Below are 17,103 nucleotides of genomic sequence, written 5' to 3'. Positions count from 1 at the left end.
AGCTCCAGCGCCAACCCCCGACGTACAGGACGTACTAGTGTCGACAATGCGACAGGACAAGGAAAGCCTCGGCAGCGAAACATCGCACGACCAAAAGTGAAACTTTTGGGAGGACGTCGCGTTTTTGGCGACCTCGAGGTCATAAGCCAGTCTGCCAAGAAGGTTAAAGAACAACCTTCTCGACAGCATGTCTTATGCTCGTCGGGGGTGGGCAAGGCGCTTACGCTTTTCTATTTAGGTGGTGAGGACAATCGAATTAAATAAGCGGCAAGAAAAAATATTAGAAATTGTGAAGGAAAACGGGCCAATCACTGGTGAAAATATTGCAGAAAAGTTAAATTTAACTCGAGCAACATTAAGACCGGATTTAGCCATTTTAACAATGGCTGGCTTTTTAGATGCGAGACCGCGGGTCGGCTATTTCTATACAGGAAAATCAGGTACTCAGCTGCTTACAGATAATTTAAATAAGCTGTATGTGAAGGATTATCAATCGATACCTGTAGTTGTGAATGAAAATGTTTCGGTTTATGATGCCATTTGCACAATGTTCTTGGAAGATGTAGGAACATTATTCGTGGTTGACCAGGAATCCATACTTGTTGGCGTTCTTTCTAGGAAAGATTTGCTGCGTGCAAGTATAGGGAAACAGGAATTAACGAATATCCCTGTAAACATAATCATGACAAGAATGCCCAATATTACAATGTGTGAAAAGGAAGACTTATTAATTGATATTGCAAAGAAATTAATTGAGAAACAAATTGACGCGCTTCCGATTGTTAAAGAAACGGAAAAAGGCTTTGAGGTAATAGGCAGAATTACAAAAACGAATTTAACAAAAGCATTTCTTGCTCTTGCAGAAGATAATTAAATCATGTACAGAGGAGATGGTGTTAAGGGATGACAAAAAAGCCAATCATCTATGTTGTGTCTGACTCTGTTGGGGAGACTGCCGAATTGGTTACGAAAGCAGCCGTCAGCCAGTTTAATGGCAGCGGAGTAACGATCAAGCGATTTCCATATGTGGAGGACAAGGTTCATATAGAAGAAGTAATTTCTTTAGCAAAAATGGATAATGGAATGATCGTATATACACTTGTTAAGCCAGATATACGCCATTATATTAATGAACTGGCTGAGCGGGAAGGGATCTATGCTTGTGATATAATTGGGCCGTTAATGGATAAAATTCAGCTTTTATATGGAAAAACACCTCTATTCGAACCAGGTCTAGTTAGAAAACTGGACGAGGATTATTTTAAAAAAATAGAAGCTATTGAATTTGCTGTTAAATATGATGATGGCCGTGATCCAAGAGGGATATTAAAAGCGGATATTATTCTTGTAGGAGTATCCCGAACTTCTAAAACACCGCTATCACAATATTTAGCCCATAAAAGACTAAAGGTCGCAAACGTACCGCTTGTACCAGAGGTGGATCCTCCTGAAGAATTGTATTTAGTTCAGCCCGAAAAGTGCTTTGGACTAAAAATTAGCCCGGAAAAGCTCAATTATATTCGCAGAGAACGGCTAATATCTTTAGGATTAAGCGATAATGCCAGTTATGCAAACATTGAAAGGATTAAAGACGAAATCAATTATTTTGAAAAAATCGTCAGCAAATTAAATTGTCCTGTCATTGACGTAACGAATAAAGCCGTAGAAGAAACGGCAAATTTAATATTAAATCAATACCACAGAAGCTTTCCAAAAAGCTAGCACATAATTCTGTATTATGTGCCTTTTTCTTTTTTGGCAAAAAGGTAACGGAACCTTTTGAAAATTTAAATTCTTCTTGATGCGTTTAAAACAAAATATTAATAGAAATAAGAAAAAATAATAGAAATTCAAGCTTTTTTATACTATAATAAAAAATTGTGATAAAAATGTTATAGTTTAGGTTTAGAGTTGAGTATGAACGAATAAACTATTTATTGTGAGAAGTCAAGTGACCGGAAAAAAAACAATTCGACATGATCAATTGTAATGGAAATGCTGCAAGAATTATTTTGTATCAGGATTCTGAAAAGCATTTAGACCATTATACCCGGCTTGATTGAAAATCTACTTGTAATTTTAACAGTTGCATGAGTTTAGGATGAATGTAGCTCATGCTAAAAGTTGCTTTTTGAAAGAAGGATTATGTGGAGTGATGTAGAATAATTAGAACATTAGGCAATCCAATTATCTTGGTTGATGCCGATTCTTGTCCTGTAAAGGAAGAAATTGTCGAATTAGCTAATAGCTATTCTGTTGATGCTATTTTATTGCCTCATATGCTCACATAAAAAATGATCTAAAGGGAGCTTTTTGGAAATTTGTTGACTCAAGTAAAGAGGCTGTTGATTTATTCATTATGAATCATGTGCAGAAACGGGACATCGTTGTTACACAGGATATTGGTTAGCATCGACACTTTTATTTATGTTCTGTCTCCAAAGGGGATTTCATACGATGAGAAAGATATTCATACTGCGCTTGATATGAGATATTTATCGGCCTAAGCGCATAGAAGGGGGATACATGGGAAAGGGCCCATGCCTTACAGTCGTGAAGATCGTACTAGGTTTGTGAAAGAATTGACAAAGATTTTGTCGAATTTTGAAGGAATTCGCTAATTTTTATAGAAATATTAATTAATGGATTAATTATCTTTCTAAATTTGATGCCCTGGGTGTACTTTAAGAGGCTTCTTATGTATTGATTTTTTATTAATTGGAGTTGTTCCCATGGTAGAGCGTATCGCCGAGGAGAAAGTGAATGAGATTCGGCAAGCTGTCGATATTGTTGATATTATAAGCGATTATGTTCAATTAAAAAAGCAAGGACGAAATTACTTTGGTCTATGCCCATTTCATGGAGAGAACACACCATCTTTTTCCGTTTCACCTGATAAGCAAATTTATCATTGCTTTGGATGCGGAGCCGGCGGAAATGCCTTTTCATTCTTAATGGATCTTGAAGGTTATTCCTTTCAAGAAGCAGCTGTCAGATTAGCTGAAAAAGGGAATATTAAGCTTGACATGATTATTCAGTCCGCAGCCGCTCAAAGTAATGTTCCTCCCGATATTCAGCAAATGCTGGAGGCCCATGAGCTATTGCGTAAATTTTATCATCATCTGCTGTTAAACACAAAAGATGGCCAACATGCACTAGACTATTTGCTTGGCAGAGGATTTACGATTGAAACCATTGAGAAATTTCAAATTGGATATTCCCTTCCTTCTTGGGATTTTGTATATAAATTTCTTGGGAAGAGAAAGTTTCCAATAGAGGTAATGGAAAAAGCAGGTCTTATTATTAAACGCGAAAAAGATGGCAGTTATTTTGATCGTTTTCGCAACCGAATTATGTTTCCGATTTTTGACCGAAGTGGAAAAACGATTGCCTTTTCAGGAAGGTCTTTAGGGGACGATGAACCCAAATATTTAAATAGTCCTGAAACGCCAATCTTTAATAAAAGCAAAATTTTATATAATTTTCATTTAGCAAGACCTCAAATCAAGAAACTCCAGCAAGCTGTTTTATTTGAAGGATTTGCGGATGTTATTTCTGCTGATCTTGCAGGAGTTGAAAACGGTATTGGCACAATGGGAACATCCTTAACGGAGGACCATGTCTCCGCTTTAAAGAGAAATGCCCAGTCAATCACTGTTTGCTATGATTCCGACAATGCTGGAATTGAAGCGGCTTTCAGAGCGGCTAACATGCTATCTAATGCAGGATGTCAAGTAAGGGTTTCTTTAATGCCAGACGGCCTTGACCCAGACGACTATGTTAAAAAATTCGGTCCAGAAAAGTTTCGTCACGAGGTAATAGATGGCAGTCATACACTTATGGCGTTCAAGCTGCATTATTACCGCAGAGGGAAAAAACTGCATGATGAAGGAGATCGCCTGCTTTATATCGAAGAAGTATTAACGGAAATAAGCAAATTAGATAATGCAGTAGAAAAGGATTATTATTTACGGCATCTTGCGGATGAATTTTCCCTATCACTGGAAGCACTTAAAGAACAGGAAAAACAAATTAATTTTTCAGAAAGACGGAAGACTAAGGGACAGAGCAGCAACGAGACAGTCAAAAAACAGCTGATTCTTCAAAAGCAAGCGAAGCAGTTAAAGCCTGCATATTATACAGCTGAGAGAAATTTAATTGCACATATGCTTGCCGATAGTGACCTTGCATTTAAGGTTCAGAATTTTCTTCAAGGAAATACGTTTAATGTGGATGAGCATCAAGCAATCATTACTTATTTATTAGGCTTTTATGAAGAAGGACACCCGCCAGATACAAGTGCCTTTATCAACTTCCTAGTTGATGAAAAGTTAAAAAGGATTGTTGCTGATATTCAAATGATGGAAATAAACGATGAATTAAGCGAACAAGAATTAACGGATTATATAAAACAGGTGTTTAATTATCAAAAAATGTTAAAGATAAAAGAAAAACTGCTTGAACAAAAAGAAGCAGAGCGGAAAAGTGATTATGCAAAGGCAGCCTTGATCGCAATGGAAATTATTCAATTGCGCAAGTCTCTATAGATTAGGATATTTCTTAAGGATTGTCTGTGACTTTGGAAGGAGGGGGACATATGGCTGAAAAATCAGCTCGTTCAAAAGAAGTTGATTCAGAATTGACCCTAGATCAAGTGAAAGAACAATTAACAGAGGTTGGAAAAAAGACGGGCGTTCTTGCCTATGACGATATTGCAGAAAAATTGGCCCATTTTGATTTAGATTCTCATCAAATGGATGAATTCTATGAGTTCCTTGGAGATCAAGGTATTGAGCTAGTCGGTGACAATGACGATGATGCCGACCCTAATGCTAAGGAATTAGCAAAAGGTGAAGAAGAGTTTGACTTAAATGATTTAAGTGTTCCACCAGGCGTGAAAATCAATGACCCTGTGAGAATGTACTTAAAAGAAATTGGCCGTGTTGATCTACTTTCTGCTGAGGATGAAATTTCACTTGCAGAACGGATTGAAGATGGTGACGAGGAAGCGAAAAGGCGTCTTGCTGAAGCAAACCTCCGATTAGTTGTAAGTATTGCCAAGCGTTATGTTGGCCGTGGAATGCTTTTCCTTGATTTAATTCAAGAAGGAAATATGGGCTTAATTAAAGCCGTTGAAAAATTTGATTATCGAAAAGGCTTTAAATTTAGTACGTATGCAACTTGGTGGATTCGCCAAGCGATTACAAGAGCGATTGCCGACCAGGCAAGAACCATCCGAATTCCCGTTCATATGGTTGAAACTATTAACAAATTAATTCGTGTACAGCGCCAATTACTTCAGGACCTTGGCCGCGAACCAACTCCAGAAGAAATCGCTGAGGATATGGATTTAACTCCAGAAAAAGTGAGAGAAATTCTAAAAATTGCGCAAGAGCCAGTTTCTTTAGAAACGCCAATTGGGGAAGAAGATGATTCCCATTTAGGCGATTTTATTGAAGATCAGGATGCGACTTCACCTTCTGAGCATGCTGCCTACGAGCTTCTTAAAGAGCAGCTGGAGGATGTTCTTGATACTTTAACCGATCGTGAGGAAAATGTACTGCGCCTTCGCTTTGGGCTTGATGACGGACGTACAAGGACCTTAGAGGAAGTCGGTAAAGTATTCGGTGTTACACGTGAACGTATTCGCCAAATTGAAGCGAAAGCATTGCGCAAATTAAGACATCCGAGCAGAAGCAAGCGTTTAAAAGACTTTTTAGAATAGAAAATCATTGTCAGAAAATAGTTTACTTCTTACAATAGAGGTAAGCTATTTTTTTTCCGCTGGAATGGACGTGTATTCTTAATGAATGAAACAAGAAAAAAGATCATAGTTAACGAAATAATTAATTGGCGAAAAAATCGCATGCTCCCTGAACATTATTGTGATTTCCTCTTAGCATTGTACACAGAAGGAAATGAACCGGAAAACAAGAAAGAGCCAGCAGCTATAAAAAAAATTCACTGGAAAAACCATTATTTATTTTTAATGTTAATTCCGTTAGCTCTATTTTTAATCCATTTTACTGAATTGTCTATTACTTTGCAAATGGCCTTTTCCATATTATTTGTATTAGCTGGGATTATTTTCACTTTTTATTTTTTTAGAAAAGGAATTTTACTGCAAATACCTTTAATTGCTTCGGCATTAATTTTATTATTATCTACCGTTGAATTTATTTCAAGATTATTTCCAGATAGACTTATGGTCCTTTACATAGTAATATTCATGAACTGTTTTTTATGGTTGTTAACAGGCTGGAAACTTAAGCTTCCAGCCTTTATCATATCTGGAGTTTTAGGGATAATATTAATAGTAATTTCTATATTTATATATTAAAAAGATTTTTTTAAAGTTTTTAAATGTTGAGAAAATGGTTTTCTCTCTTTTATTTAATGAAGTAAGTGGAAGTTCCTCTAAATTCGCTGGAGTTTTGTCTGATTTTTGAATTTGGTGTAACAAAGTTGCCTTAAGGGCTTTTCCTTCTACACGTTTTGAAGTAGAATAGAAATTGTTTGTATAAATATTTACTTTATTTGAGATGTTCTTACATAAGGGAGGTATAAACATGAAAAATCCAGTAATGCCGTACATCTTAATTTTTGCATTGGGTATCGTTGCAATGTTCCTGATTTCCTTTAAAGGACTTGGTGATGCTGAGCAGCTTGCTGCTGAAAGAGAAGGCGGCGGTGAAAAGACTGAAGAAACGGCTGCAGCAAGCCCTGAGGAGATCTATCAAAAGAGCTGTATTGGGTGCCATGGTGATCAATACCAAGGTGCAGTTGGACCAGCTTTAACAGGTGTTGGTGACCATCTATCACAGGAAGAGATAGCTGATATTCTTGTTAATGGTAAAGGGTCCATGCCTCCTGGTTTAGTTCCTGCAGATAAAGCAGGCGAAATGGCTGCTTGGCTAGCGGAATTAAAATAAAATAGTTTGTTAAACATAAGCTTGAAGGCTAAACTTTGGCCTCCCCAAGCGCAAAATAAAAAAAGTCCTTTGCATCTGTAAAGGGCTTTTTTTAAGTAGATTTTTTCCTCGTGGGTGTTAAGACTTTGCAAAACCATACTATTTTTAATACTATTATAAGGATAAATCAACTGTGCTAGTAATAGTGGACTTATATTTTTCTTTGAAAAGTGGTGGATAAATTGAATACTGAGAAATTATCACAGCGTTTAGAGGCTGTTGCAAATTATATTCCTGAAGGGTGCAGACTTGCTGATATTGGCTCGGATCACGCATATTTGCCATGCTATGCAGTGAAACGAGGCATGATCCCTTTTGCGGTTGCTGGGGAAGTGGCAGAGGGACCGTATCAATCTGCTAAAAGCCAAGTTGAAGCGGAAGGATTAAATGACAAGATAAATGTCCGCAAAGGAAATGGATTACAGGTAATCTCAGTGGATGAAGTGGATTGTATTACAATTGCCGGGATGGGCGGAGCTTTAATCACAAATATTTTGGAAGAGGGCAAGGAAAAGCTAGGAACGGTAAAAAGGCTGATATTACAGCCAAATATCAGTGCTATTACGATAAGAAGCTGGCTTAATGAAAATGGCTGGGTATTAATTGCTGAAGAAATTCTTGAAGAAGATGAAAAAATTTATGAGATTTTAGTTGCTGAAAAAGGGGATTCGAAGGAAAGACGAGAGTTGGATCTGCAAAAGGAATTATTATTTGGCCCTTTTTTACTAAAGCAGAAATCAGTTATTTTTAAAAAGAAATGGCTTGGAGAATTAAAGAATTGGCAAAGAATTTTAGCCCAGCTAGAGAATGCAGCAGCTACAGAGGAAACAATAGAGAAAAAAAATGAACTAATAGAGAAGATAAAGATGGCAGAGGAGGTATTGGATCATTGAAAAAAATAAATGGACATGAAATTATTCAGCTATTTGAACAGTTTTCTCCAAAAGGCTATGCTATGGAGGGAGACAAAATTGGGCTGCAAATTGGCAGATTGAATAAGCCGGTTGAGAACGTCATGATTGCACTGGATGTACTAGAAGAAGTAGTTGATGAAGCGATCGCTAAGAATGTTCAACTCATTATTGCTCACCACCCGCCTATTTTTCGACCGCTTAAATCAATTGCCACTGATACGCCTGCCGGTAGAATAATTGAGAAATTGATTAAGCATGATATCGCTGTCTATGCTGCCCACACAAATTTGGACGTTGCTACTGGCGGTGTTAACGATATGCTTGCTGAAGCACTAAAGCTAGTTAATACGGAGGTCTTAGTTCCTACCTACGAGACCGAATTGAAAAAACTAGTTGTCTTTGTTCCAGAAGATAATGCTGACGACCTTAAAAAGGCATTAGGAGATGCTGGTGCTGGAGCGATTGGCCATTACAGTCATTGCAGTTTCGAATCATCCGGAATTGGACAGTTTTTACCAGGTGAAGGGACAAATCCCTTTATTGGCGAGCATGGAAAGCTAGAGTCAGTGAAAGAACTGAGGATCGAAACGATTTTCCCGGCTCAGTTAGAGAATAGAATCTTAAAAGCCATGTTTCTTGCTCATCCTTACGAAGAAGTTGCCTATGATATTTATAAGCTGGACAATAAGGGTGAAGTATTAGGTCTTGGCAGAATTGGCGAAATTGAGGAAATGACATTAGGGGAATTCGCAAATCACGTTAAAAAAACATTAGATGTGAATGGTGTCCGTGTCGTAGGAGATCTCGATTCAAAGGTTAAAAAAGTAGCTGTCCTCGGCGGGGATGGGAATAAATACTTTACCTCTGCCAAATTTAAAGGAGCAGATGTCTACGTAACGGGTGATATGTATTATCATGTGGCACATGACGCCATGATGATGGGATTGAATATAGTTGACCCAGGGCACAATGTCGAAAAGGTGATGAAACAAGGCGTAGCCTTGCAATTGACAAAAATGTGCCAAGAAAAGGGATATGCCGTTTCAATATTTGCTTCTGAAATACATACAGATCCTTTTCAATTTATGTAAGTAAAGCTTATAAAAAGAAGGGCTGCCATTTTTTAGGCTGCCCTCTTTTTTATTTATTTTTTAACCTTTGGTAAAATTTTATTTAATGGCACTTTTTTCTCTTTTACCCATGTACTTTCATCATTCGGATTAAATTGTTCAATAAATGAAATGACTTCTTTTGTGATTGGAGTTGGTGTAGATGCTCCTGATGTCACGGCAACGGTTGATGCATTCTTAATCCACTCAATATTTAGCTCAGTTACATCGGCAATACGGTAGGCCTTCGTACTGGCAATTTCTTCTGAAACCTGTGCCAGCCGGTTTGAGTTATTGCTTTTCGGATCGCCAACGACAATTAGGACATCAGCTTCACCAGCTTGTTCTGCAACAGCCTCTTGACGAACCTGGGTTGCCAAGCATATTTCTTTATGGAATTCAGCATGTGGATATTTCTCTTTTATTTGCTCCATGACATGCTTAACATCCCATTGGCTCATCGTTGTTTGATTTGTAACGACAATTTTTTCGCTCTGAATATTTAATGCATTGACATCATCTATTGTTTCCACAAGATGTACATCGTTAGGGGCTACTCCTACAGCTCCCTCTGGTTCTGGATGTCCTTTTTTGCCAATGTAGATAATTTTAAAGCCTTCTTTTGTTTTTTCCTTTATTAAATCATGGGTTCGCGTAACATCAGGGCATGTTGCATCTATCGTAACGAGTCCTTTTTGCTTTGCTAATTCCCTCACTTGTGGAGAAATTCCATGTGCAGTGAAAATAACTGTTCCCTTATCGACCTTTTCAAGAATCTCCAGACGATTGCTTCCGTCAAGTGTAATGATCCCCTCTTCTTCAAAGGCATCGGTTACATGTTTGTTATGAACAATCATTCCAAGAATATAAATGGGTCTAGGCAAATTTTTATCGAGTGCAGCATTTCTCGCAATTACCATGGCATCTACAACACCGTAGCAGTAGCCCCGCGGTGAAATTTTTATTATTTCCATCTTCTAAAAAACCCCCTTTAAATATGCATCTATATGAAGTGACTGGCATTCTATTTTCGATGTTCAATTAGATAAATGAACAATTACGTATACTATTATATAAGACATTTGCTAATAATAATACTAAAAGGGGGCCAAGAAGGGTGTGTTTCTAATCATGGTAAAAAGTCACAGATTTAATGATATTCATAATAATGACAGCTAAACATATAGTTTTGGTTTTGAAATCCCTCTTTCACTCTTTTTCTCATTCTCACTTTTTTTCTCAATTTCGATAGTGATTTCATCCATTTCAAGATCAATTACTTTTTGCTTAGCTTTACTAGTTTTTTTAGCTTTTATGGGCTCCTTGCTTTCTAGATTCTCTCCCTCAGCTGGTTCATCAGATGAGCCCTTTAGTCCTCTGTAAAGCTTCCATATCGCTGGAATGTTTTTTACCATTGGCCCATATTGCTGTACCATTGGCCCGAATTGCTGAGCTGAGTTTAATACTTTCTGTGTATTTTCTAAGAAGCCTGAAATAGCCCCTGGATTACTAAGAGTTTTTAGGATTCCCCCTGCACCGTTACCTCCAGCTCCGGCTGCTCTGCTTGCTGTTTGCAGCGGTCCAGCCCCTATACCGCGAGCCTGTTGGTTCCCGCGGCCTAACAGCTTGGATAGCAAGCCACCGCCGCCCTGTCTCATTTGCGGTGGTCCACCCGGTCCCCTAAACCCTCCTCCAGCCATGGGGGGGAAGGGTCCCATTGGCGGGCGGGAAGGCATTTGATTCCTATAAGGCTGCGGAGAAAATCCCCCGCGAAAAGGCGCCCCTGGTCCTTGAATCATAACATGACCTCCTAACTAATCTCTTTTAGTATTAAACTATGCGTAATTTACAAAATGGTTTTTGGACTTTTTTTCATAAATAGGTAAATATAAAGTTAAAATGATGTTTGAAGAAGGTATATGTGGTTATTTCATGCAAATTTTATTATAATAACAGGATGATTACATGAATCGACAAATGAGGAGCTATATAAATGATGGATAATAAGTTTGAACGATATGATTTTAAGACATTTATTTTGGAAGCGGTGAAGGATTTAGGCTTTTATGAGCCAACTGAAATCCAAGAAAGATTATTTCCGACTGTGTTAAAAGGTGAAAGTGCAATCGGCCAATCACAAACTGGGACCGGAAAAACGCATGCTTATATTTTACCAATATTACAAAAGGTAAAGTCTGAAAATCAGGAGGTACAAGCAGTCATAACTGCACCTACAAGAGAGCTGGCTACCCAAATCTATCATGAAATTCTAAAGGTAACAAAGCATTGCCAAGAGGGACAAGACATATCAGCCCGCTGTTATGTCGGTGGAACTGATAAGCAGAGATCGATTGAAAAATTACGAACTCAGCCACATATTGTTGTCGGAACTCCTGGAAGAATTAACGATTTGATTAAGGAACAAGCCTTATTTGTCCATACAGCCAATATGCTTGTAGTAGACGAAGCGGATCTTATGCTTGATATGGGTTTTATCGAGGATGTGGATCAAATCGCAGCAAGAATGCCTGAAAAGCTGCAGATGTTGATTTTTTCCGCGACCATTCCAGAAAAATTAAAGCCATTTTTAAAAAAGTATATGGAAAATCCAAAATACATTCAAATCGAACCTGAACAAGTAACAGCAGCCAAAATAGAGCATTGGATTATGCCATCCCGCCATCGCAATAAAGATAAGCTTGTTCATGATGCATTAATGGTATTCAACCCCTATTTAGCTATCGTTTTTACAAATACGAAGAAAATGGCAGATGAAGTGGCTGATTCCTTAATTAAAAAAGGATTAAAAGTGGGACGTATTCACGGGGATCTTAATCCTCGTGAGCGTAAAAAAATGATGAAACAAATTAAAGATTTGGAATTCCAATATATTGTTGCCACTGATTTAGCCGCTAGAGGGATCGATATTCAAGGCATCAGTCATGTTATTAACTATGAATTGCCTTCTGATTTAGATTTTTATATTCACCGTGTTGGGAGAACAGCCCGTGCAGGCAATTCTGGTATTGCACTTACCATTTATGATACATCCGATGAGGATGCACTAAATCGTCTTGATAAAATGGGGATCGATTTCCGACACGTTGATCTTCAAAAAGGGGAATGGGCAGATTTAGGCAAGAGAAATAAGCGCAAAAGCCGCAAGAAGCAGGCAGACGAAATCGATAAACAAGCACAGTCTATTGTTCAAAAGCCTAAAAAGGTAAAGCCAGGATATAAAAAGAAAATGCAATCTGAAATAGAAAGCTTCAAAAAACGCCAAAAAAGATTACAGCGTAAAAAATAGATAACAAAGGGAGAGAGGAAGCCATTATGTTGAAAATAGGTTCACACGTATCGATGAGTGGAAAGGACATGCTCCTAGCTGCTAGCAAGGAAGCGGTATCCTATGGATCAAATACGTTTATGATTTATACAGGAGCCCCTCAAAATACGAGAAGAAAAAAAATCGAGGATTTGAATATTGAAGCAGGCCTTAAGCATATGGAGGCAAATGGTATATCTGATATTATTGTCCATGCACCTTATATTATTAATATTGGAAATACCGAAAATCCGAATACTTTTGAGTTAGGAGTTAATTTTTTAAGAACAGAAATTGATCGTACAGAGGCAATCGGGGCAAAACAAATTGTATTGCACCCAGGCGCTCACGTTGGTGCGGGGACAGAGGCTGGAATTAAAAAAATTGTTGAAGGGCTAAACGAAGTATTAAATGGAGACGAAAAGGTTCAAATCGCTCTTGAAACGATGGCAGGCAAAGGTTCCGAATGTGGAAAATCATTTGAAGAATTAGCAATGATTATAGACGGGGTTCATTACAATGATCATCTTTCAGTCTGTTTTGATACTTGTCATATACATGATGCTGGCTATAATATTGTTGAAGACTTTGATGGGGTTTTAGAACAATTTGATCGTATTATTGGGCTGGACCGTTTAAAGGTATTGCATATTAACGATAGTAAAAATGAGCGCGGGATGCGTAAGGACCGTCATGAGAATATAGGCTTTGGCCATATCGGCTTCAAAGCGCTAAATTATATCATCCATCATCCACAGTTGAAAGACATTCCAAAAATTCTTGAGACTCCTTTCGTGGGAGAGGACAAAAATAATAAAAAAGCCCCTTATAAACATGAAATTGCTATGCTGAAAGCCCAAGAATTTGACGATAATCTTCTTGACATCATTTTGCAGGGATAACTCGTTTATAAAAGAAGAAAAAGCTGTGAAATCATTCGCAGCTTTTTTTAATGGAAAAATAAATCTTAGGTTATTTTGTAAGCTGAATAAACAATTGGTTAACTTGTCTAGCCGTTTCTGGACCAGCAAGTCTTGCGATATCCTTAATTAATTTAGAACGCTCGGCATCATTAAAAATATTAATGCTTTTTCCACGGAGATAAGCTGCGATTTTACTCGCTTGCTGCTTTGTAATTGAGATTTGGAATTGGTCTCCATATTTTAATAATTCATCGGCAGTAATATTGCTTACTTTATGATTGATGATATTTTCAAAGATCTTCATCTCTCATCACTCCTCCGTAGTACTTTATGAAGGAGATAGGCATTATGTGACAGCAATAATCTAATTAAAGGTAAGTGCCTTGTTTCTTTACAAATATTTTTTCTTCCTGTATACTAACTTTTGTTAAATCGGAATGATTCTTAATTTAAAAAGGTGATAGTAAATGAAGGCACATGATAAGCCTATAATAAATATCAATCAATTATCTTATCGTTATGAAAAAGAAAACGTACTGGAAGATATAAATTTATCCATAAAAGAAGGGGCCTTTCTTGGAATTGTTGGTCCAAATGGTTCGGGGAAATCCACTTTATTAAAGCTAATTCTAGGGCTGCTTAAAACGCAAAAAGGTGAAATTCAGCTCTTTGGTCAGGAGATAAGCAAATTTAAGGATTGGCACAAAATTGGCTTTGTTTCTCAAAAGGCAAACTCATTTAACACTGGTTTTCCAGCAACCGTCTATGAGGTGGTAGCTAGTGGATTAACAAAAAAGCTTGGTCTTTTTAAGTTTATGAAAAATGAGCACAGGCAAAAGGTAATAAAAGCTATCGACTCAGTGGGGCTTCTCCCTTTTCAAAAACGTAATATTGGGGAGCTTTCAGGAGGACAGCAGCAGCGTGTATTCATAGCAAGAGCTTTAGTAAGTGATCCGAAACTAATGATTTTAGATGAGCCTACAGTGGGAGTTGATGCACAAAATGTGCAATCCTTTTACGAGATGCTTGATAGCCTAAATAAAGAATTAGGAATTACACTTCTTTTAGTCACACATGATATTGGCGCCATATCTGACAAGGTTACTCATGTTGCTTGTTTAAATAAGCATTTACATTTTCATGGGGAAACTAATGAGTTTGAGCAGTTGAAAATGGAGGAGATGTCTGATTTTTATGGTCATGACATTCATATCCTGACACATAATCATGATCACCATCATCACCAGCATGGAGGAGCAGGGCAATGCTAGCGGGGATACTACAATATGAATTTTTGCAAAATGCCTTTTTAACGGGAATTATTATTGGAATTATTGCACCATTATTAGGTGTATTTATTGTTGTCCGAAGGCTGTCACTTATTGCCGATGCATTAAGCCATGTTACCCTTGCCGGAATAGCAGCAAGTCTCTATTTCGAAAAGAAAGTGACGGGATTAAACGGATTGAATCCCATCTATATGGGAATGGCTTTTTCTGTGACAGGGTCTTTATTTATTGAAAAGCTAAGATCTGTTTATAAGCATTATCAAGAGCTGGCTATTCCTATTATATTATCCGGTGGGATTGGGATAGGCGTTATTTTTATTTCTCTTGCAGATGGCTTTAATACAGATTTATTTAGTTATTTATTTGGAAGTGTCAGTGCAGTAAGCCGTGTTGATTTATGGACGATATTAATTATCAGTATTCTCGTCATATCAGTGATCTTCCTTCTGTATAAAGAATTATTCCTGCTTTCCTTTGATGAAGAACATGCAAAGGCTTCAGGGATAGCTGCAAAATGGGTGCATTTTATATTTATCATCATGGTTGCACTCGTGATTGCTGCATCGATGCGAATTGTGGGGATTCTGTTAGTTTCTTCTTTAATGACCTTACCGGTCGCAGCCAGTATTCGCATTGCAAAAGGCTTTAAACAAACGATCTTTTTTTCAGTAATATTTGGCGAAACTTCCGTACTAGGCGGGCTGACACTCTCCTATTACTTAGATCTAGCCCCAGGCGGAACAATCGTTATAATCGCGGTCTTTATTTTGATCATGACGATCTTGTTCAAAAAATTCACAACTAACATATAGCAAATCTGACATAGAGTTCATTTTAATGAGGTGAATGAAGTGGATATCAATGAAGCATTACAGCTATTAAAGGAAAAGGGCTATAAACATACAGGAAAAAGAGAAGAAATGCTGCAGTTTTTTGCAAAAAGTAATAAATATTTAACTGCACGTGATGTTTTGACATGGATGAAGGATGATTATCCTGGCTTAAGCTTTGATACCATTTATAGAAATTTATCTTTATTTGTCGAGCTTGGCATTTTTGAAATGACGGAACTTTCTGGGGAGAAGCATTTTCGCTATACTTGCGCGCATGAACATCATCACCATCATTTTATATGTATGGATTGCGGGAAAACTAAAGAAATTGACACGTGTCCGATGCAAGAGCTGCAGGACAATTTAAAGGGCTATGATATTTCCGGACATAAATTTGAAATATATGGCCGCTGCCCAGAATGTGTCAGCTGAGGGCTAAATAAAAACGGCTTAACACCGTTTTTATTTAGCCTTCTTTTAACCATTTATCTACCCATTCGTTTGCTTCCATCCAGTTTTTTACGCGAATTACTCCAGAAGGTATTGGATCCTGGTTATACGGAGTATCAAATAAAATAACAGGAATTTGGCATTCTTCGTGTATCATCACAGCATTATCATGCTTATCTTCAAAAAAGATATCGACTTTGAAATCTTTAGCTGCCTTTACTTTGTAATGGGTTCCAATTAACTCAATGTGATGAAAGGATAACGCATGCTTTAAAAACCATTCCTCAGTAAGCTTCAGTAAGTGCGAACCCCGAGCACTAATGAAAAATAATTCATGCTCCTTTTCCCATTTATTCAAAATCTCTTTAGCCCCCACAGCAAGCGGTGATTCAGCATATATAGCCGGCTCACTTTCAGCAAACCAATGTGCAAATTCTTCCTCTGTAATTTCTACTAAATGGGTAAGATCGTATTGTTTAACATCATTTAAAGTAATGTTTAAATTAAAGGCTTTATTTAAAAATGGGATCATTGAAGAAGGACATGAAACTGTCCCATCAATATCAATACCAAAACGCTTTTTCATTCTTAATACTCCCCTTAAAAACAAGTTCTTCTATATCTTATCAGAAGTGTGTATTAGACTAAAGAAATTTAGTAAAAACATGGGACATAGTAAAACATTAACATCTTTAAAATGGGGATTTTCGTAAACAATATTAATGCTCCAAAAAAAAATACTTTTACGGGAATCGTAAGAACTTTGAGCCCATTTCAAAAGCTTTGCTCCGAAATGCCTCAAATAAATCTTTGTTTCCTTAGAAAGTCAGGCTGCAACATGGGGAAACGAATGTTTCCATATTTGAAAGCGAGGGATTTGGATGGCAGATCAAGAACGTGATTACGAGGATTATGATCTTCGTCATAGCGAGAACATTGGCGAAAAGAACCAATATGGAGCTGCGGATTATAATGAAGAAACCTCTGCTGAGATTGCTGCACCTATTTCATTTGACAGGGGTAGAACAAATACAATAAATGAGAGAGATAATGAAGCGGAAACAGCGGGAAGAGGAATGGGGATTGCTGCATTAGTTCTTTCCATTATCTCTTTGTTCGTATTCCCAGTCTTATTTGGAGCAACGGGTATTGTACTTGGGTTCATCGCGCGGCGCCGGGGAGCTTTAAGCTTAGGGAGCTGGGCAATTGGCATTGGGGTAGTATCCATTATTGTAGGGATGTTTATCCTTCCATTTTTTTAACATAATCAAATTTAAATGAAAGAAGAG

19 protein-coding genes and 1 pseudogene are annotated in these 17,103 nt (G+C 37.5%); 16 read left to right on the top strand and 4 right to left on the bottom strand.

Annotated elements, in window-relative coordinates; genetic code table 11:
• From V7127_RS15225 to V7127_RS15180, 10 genes and pseudogenes are all read left to right on the top strand, one after another.
• On the top strand, positions 1 to 264 hold a 264-nt coding region (locus tag V7127_RS15225; protein WP_335487289.1), incomplete at its 5' end, for a hypothetical protein.
• A complete protein-coding gene (locus tag V7127_RS15220; RefSeq protein WP_197414433.1) occupies positions 242 to 874 on the top strand; it encodes a helix-turn-helix transcriptional regulator in 633 nt (210 codons plus the stop codon). The genes V7127_RS15225 and V7127_RS15220, both read left to right, overlap by 23 nt.
• 29 nt (positions 875 to 903) lie before the next feature.
• Entirely contained in the window at positions 904 to 1,722 is an 819-nt protein-coding gene (locus V7127_RS15215) for a pyruvate, water dikinase regulatory protein (RefSeq protein WP_335344565.1), read from the top strand.
• A gap of 464 nt (positions 1,723 to 2,186) precedes the next feature.
• Positions 2,187 to 2,621: pseudogene (locus V7127_RS15210) on the top strand (DUF188 domain-containing protein).
• Positions 2,622 to 2,732: 111 nt separating this feature from the next.
• Complete coding sequence (gene dnaG, locus V7127_RS15205) at positions 2,733 to 4,547, top strand: DNA primase (protein WP_335487286.1); 1,815 nt, start codon at positions 2,733 to 2,735, stop codon at positions 4,545 to 4,547.
• Between the two features lie 50 nt (positions 4,548 to 4,597).
• Positions 4,598 to 5,725: an RNA polymerase sigma factor RpoD gene (gene rpoD, locus V7127_RS15200; RefSeq protein WP_335344563.1), complete on the top strand. Its 1,128-nt coding sequence runs from the start codon at positions 4,598 to 4,600 to the stop codon at positions 5,723 to 5,725.
• 81 nt (positions 5,726 to 5,806) lie between these two features.
• Positions 5,807 to 6,340: a hypothetical protein gene (locus tag V7127_RS15195; RefSeq protein WP_335344562.1), complete on the top strand. Its 534-nt coding sequence runs from the start codon at positions 5,807 to 5,809 to the stop codon at positions 6,338 to 6,340.
• Positions 6,341 to 6,569: 229 nt separating this feature from the next.
• Positions 6,570 to 6,932: a cytochrome c550 gene (gene cccA, locus V7127_RS15190; protein WP_335344561.1), complete on the top strand. Its 363-nt coding sequence runs from the start codon at positions 6,570 to 6,572 to the stop codon at positions 6,930 to 6,932.
• A gap of 221 nt (positions 6,933 to 7,153) precedes the next feature.
• Positions 7,154 to 7,864 (top strand): tRNA (adenine(22)-N(1))-methyltransferase, encoded by a 711-nt coding sequence (locus V7127_RS15185; RefSeq protein ID WP_335487282.1) that lies wholly within the window; start codon positions 7,154 to 7,156, stop codon positions 7,862 to 7,864.
• Positions 7,861 to 8,976, top strand: coding sequence for a Nif3-like dinuclear metal center hexameric protein (locus V7127_RS15180; RefSeq protein WP_335487279.1), 1,116 nt, complete (start codon positions 7,861 to 7,863; stop codon positions 8,974 to 8,976). Before V7127_RS15185 ends, V7127_RS15180 begins: the two co-directional genes overlap by 4 nt.
• A gap of 53 nt (positions 8,977 to 9,029) precedes the next feature.
• On the opposite strand, the gene V7127_RS15175 is transcribed toward V7127_RS15180, so the two are convergent.
• Positions 9,030 to 9,968 carry a 4-hydroxy-3-methylbut-2-enyl diphosphate reductase gene (locus tag V7127_RS15175; protein WP_335487276.1) on the bottom strand — a complete coding sequence of 313 codons (939 nt, stop codon included), beginning with the start codon at positions 9,966 to 9,968 and terminating at the stop codon, positions 9,030 to 9,032.
• Positions 9,969 to 10,169: 201 nt separating this feature from the next.
• On the bottom strand, positions 10,170 to 10,793 hold the full coding sequence (gene vrrA, locus V7127_RS15170; protein ID WP_335487273.1) for a VrrA/YqfQ family protein: 624 nt from the start codon (positions 10,791 to 10,793) through the stop codon (positions 10,170 to 10,172).
• A gap of 194 nt (positions 10,794 to 10,987) precedes the next feature.
• Between vrrA and V7127_RS15165 the strand changes: the two genes are divergently transcribed.
• A complete protein-coding gene (locus tag V7127_RS15165; protein WP_335348198.1) occupies positions 10,988 to 12,301 on the top strand; it encodes a DEAD/DEAH box helicase in 1,314 nt (437 codons plus the stop codon).
• 26 nt (positions 12,302 to 12,327) lie between these two features.
• A complete protein-coding gene (locus V7127_RS15160) occupies positions 12,328 to 13,221 on the top strand; it encodes a deoxyribonuclease IV (protein WP_335487270.1) in 894 nt (297 codons plus the stop codon).
• A gap of 70 nt (positions 13,222 to 13,291) precedes the next feature.
• Here the strand turns inward: V7127_RS15160 and V7127_RS15155 are convergent, their stop codons facing one another.
• Complete coding sequence (locus tag V7127_RS15155) at positions 13,292 to 13,546, bottom strand: DUF2624 domain-containing protein (protein WP_335487267.1); 255 nt, start codon at positions 13,544 to 13,546, stop codon at positions 13,292 to 13,294.
• 163 nt (positions 13,547 to 13,709) lie between these two features.
• Between V7127_RS15155 and V7127_RS15150 the strand changes: the two genes are divergently transcribed.
• The 3 genes from V7127_RS15150 to V7127_RS15140 are packed head-to-tail and all read left to right on the top strand — an operon-like array spanning position 13,710 to position 15,796.
• On the top strand, positions 13,710 to 14,513 hold the full coding sequence (locus tag V7127_RS15150; RefSeq protein WP_335348195.1) for a metal ABC transporter ATP-binding protein: 804 nt from the start codon (positions 13,710 to 13,712) through the stop codon (positions 14,511 to 14,513).
• A complete protein-coding gene (locus tag V7127_RS15145) occupies positions 14,507 to 15,343 on the top strand; it encodes a metal ABC transporter permease (protein ID WP_335487264.1) in 837 nt (278 codons plus the stop codon). Before V7127_RS15150 ends, V7127_RS15145 begins: the two co-directional genes overlap by 7 nt.
• A 39-nt stretch (positions 15,344 to 15,382) precedes the next feature.
• Positions 15,383 to 15,796: a Fur family transcriptional regulator gene (locus V7127_RS15140; protein WP_335348193.1), complete on the top strand. Its 414-nt coding sequence runs from the start codon at positions 15,383 to 15,385 to the stop codon at positions 15,794 to 15,796.
• Between the two features lie 34 nt (positions 15,797 to 15,830).
• Here V7127_RS15140 and V7127_RS15135 read toward each other — a convergent pair whose 3' ends face one another.
• On the bottom strand, positions 15,831 to 16,400 hold the full coding sequence (locus tag V7127_RS15135; RefSeq protein ID WP_335348199.1) for a hypothetical protein: 570 nt from the start codon (positions 16,398 to 16,400) through the stop codon (positions 15,831 to 15,833).
• Between the two features lie 295 nt (positions 16,401 to 16,695).
• Here V7127_RS15135 and V7127_RS15130 point away from each other — a divergent pair, with 295 nt between their 5' ends.
• Positions 16,696 to 17,076, top strand: coding sequence for a DUF4190 domain-containing protein (locus tag V7127_RS15130; RefSeq protein ID WP_335345353.1), 381 nt, complete (start codon positions 16,696 to 16,698; stop codon positions 17,074 to 17,076).
• Positions 17,077 to 17,103 lie beyond the last annotated feature (27 nt).

It is taken from the genome of Bacillus sp. JJ1773, from assembly GCF_036962035.1.
Taxonomy (GTDB): Bacteria; Bacillota; Bacilli; order Bacillales; family Cytobacillaceae; genus Cytobacillus.
This window is presented reverse-complemented; position numbering and strand designations above follow the sequence as displayed.

Bases quoted from the DNA above. Each gene is read 5' to 3' on its own strand.
- cccA (WP_335344561.1), top strand. From the start codon at position 6,570: ATGAAAAATCCAGTAATGCCGTACATCTTAATTTTTGCATTGGGTATC.
- V7127_RS15160 (WP_335487270.1), top strand. From the start codon at position 12,328: ATGTTGAAAATAGGTTCACACGTATCGATGAGTGGAAAGGACATGCTC.
- V7127_RS15175 (WP_335487276.1), bottom strand. From the start codon at position 9,968: ATGGAAATAATAAAAATTTCACCGCGGGGCTACTGCTACGGTGTTGTA.
- dnaG (WP_335487286.1), top strand. From the start codon at position 2,733: ATGGTAGAGCGTATCGCCGAGGAGAAAGTGAATGAGATTCGGCAAGCT.
- vrrA (WP_335487273.1), bottom strand. From the start codon at position 10,793: ATGATTCAAGGACCAGGGGCGCCTTTTCGCGGGGGATTTTCTCCGCAG.
- V7127_RS15130 (WP_335345353.1), top strand. From the start codon at position 16,696: ATGGCAGATCAAGAACGTGATTACGAGGATTATGATCTTCGTCATAGC.
- V7127_RS15195 (WP_335344562.1), top strand. From the start codon at position 5,807: ATGAATGAAACAAGAAAAAAGATCATAGTTAACGAAATAATTAATTGG.
- V7127_RS15135 (WP_335348199.1), bottom strand. From the start codon at position 16,400: ATGAAAAAGCGTTTTGGTATTGATATTGATGGGACAGTTTCATGTCCT.
- V7127_RS15215 (WP_335344565.1), top strand. From the start codon at position 904: ATGACAAAAAAGCCAATCATCTATGTTGTGTCTGACTCTGTTGGGGAG.
- V7127_RS15150 (WP_335348195.1), top strand. From the start codon at position 13,710: ATGAAGGCACATGATAAGCCTATAATAAATATCAATCAATTATCTTAT.
- rpoD (WP_335344563.1), top strand. From the start codon at position 4,598: ATGGCTGAAAAATCAGCTCGTTCAAAAGAAGTTGATTCAGAATTGACC.
- V7127_RS15155 (WP_335487267.1), bottom strand. From the start codon at position 13,546: ATGAAGATCTTTGAAAATATCATCAATCATAAAGTAAGCAATATTACT.
- V7127_RS15165 (WP_335348198.1), top strand. From the start codon at position 10,988: ATGATGGATAATAAGTTTGAACGATATGATTTTAAGACATTTATTTTG.
- V7127_RS15145 (WP_335487264.1), top strand. From the start codon at position 14,507: ATGCTAGCGGGGATACTACAATATGAATTTTTGCAAAATGCCTTTTTA.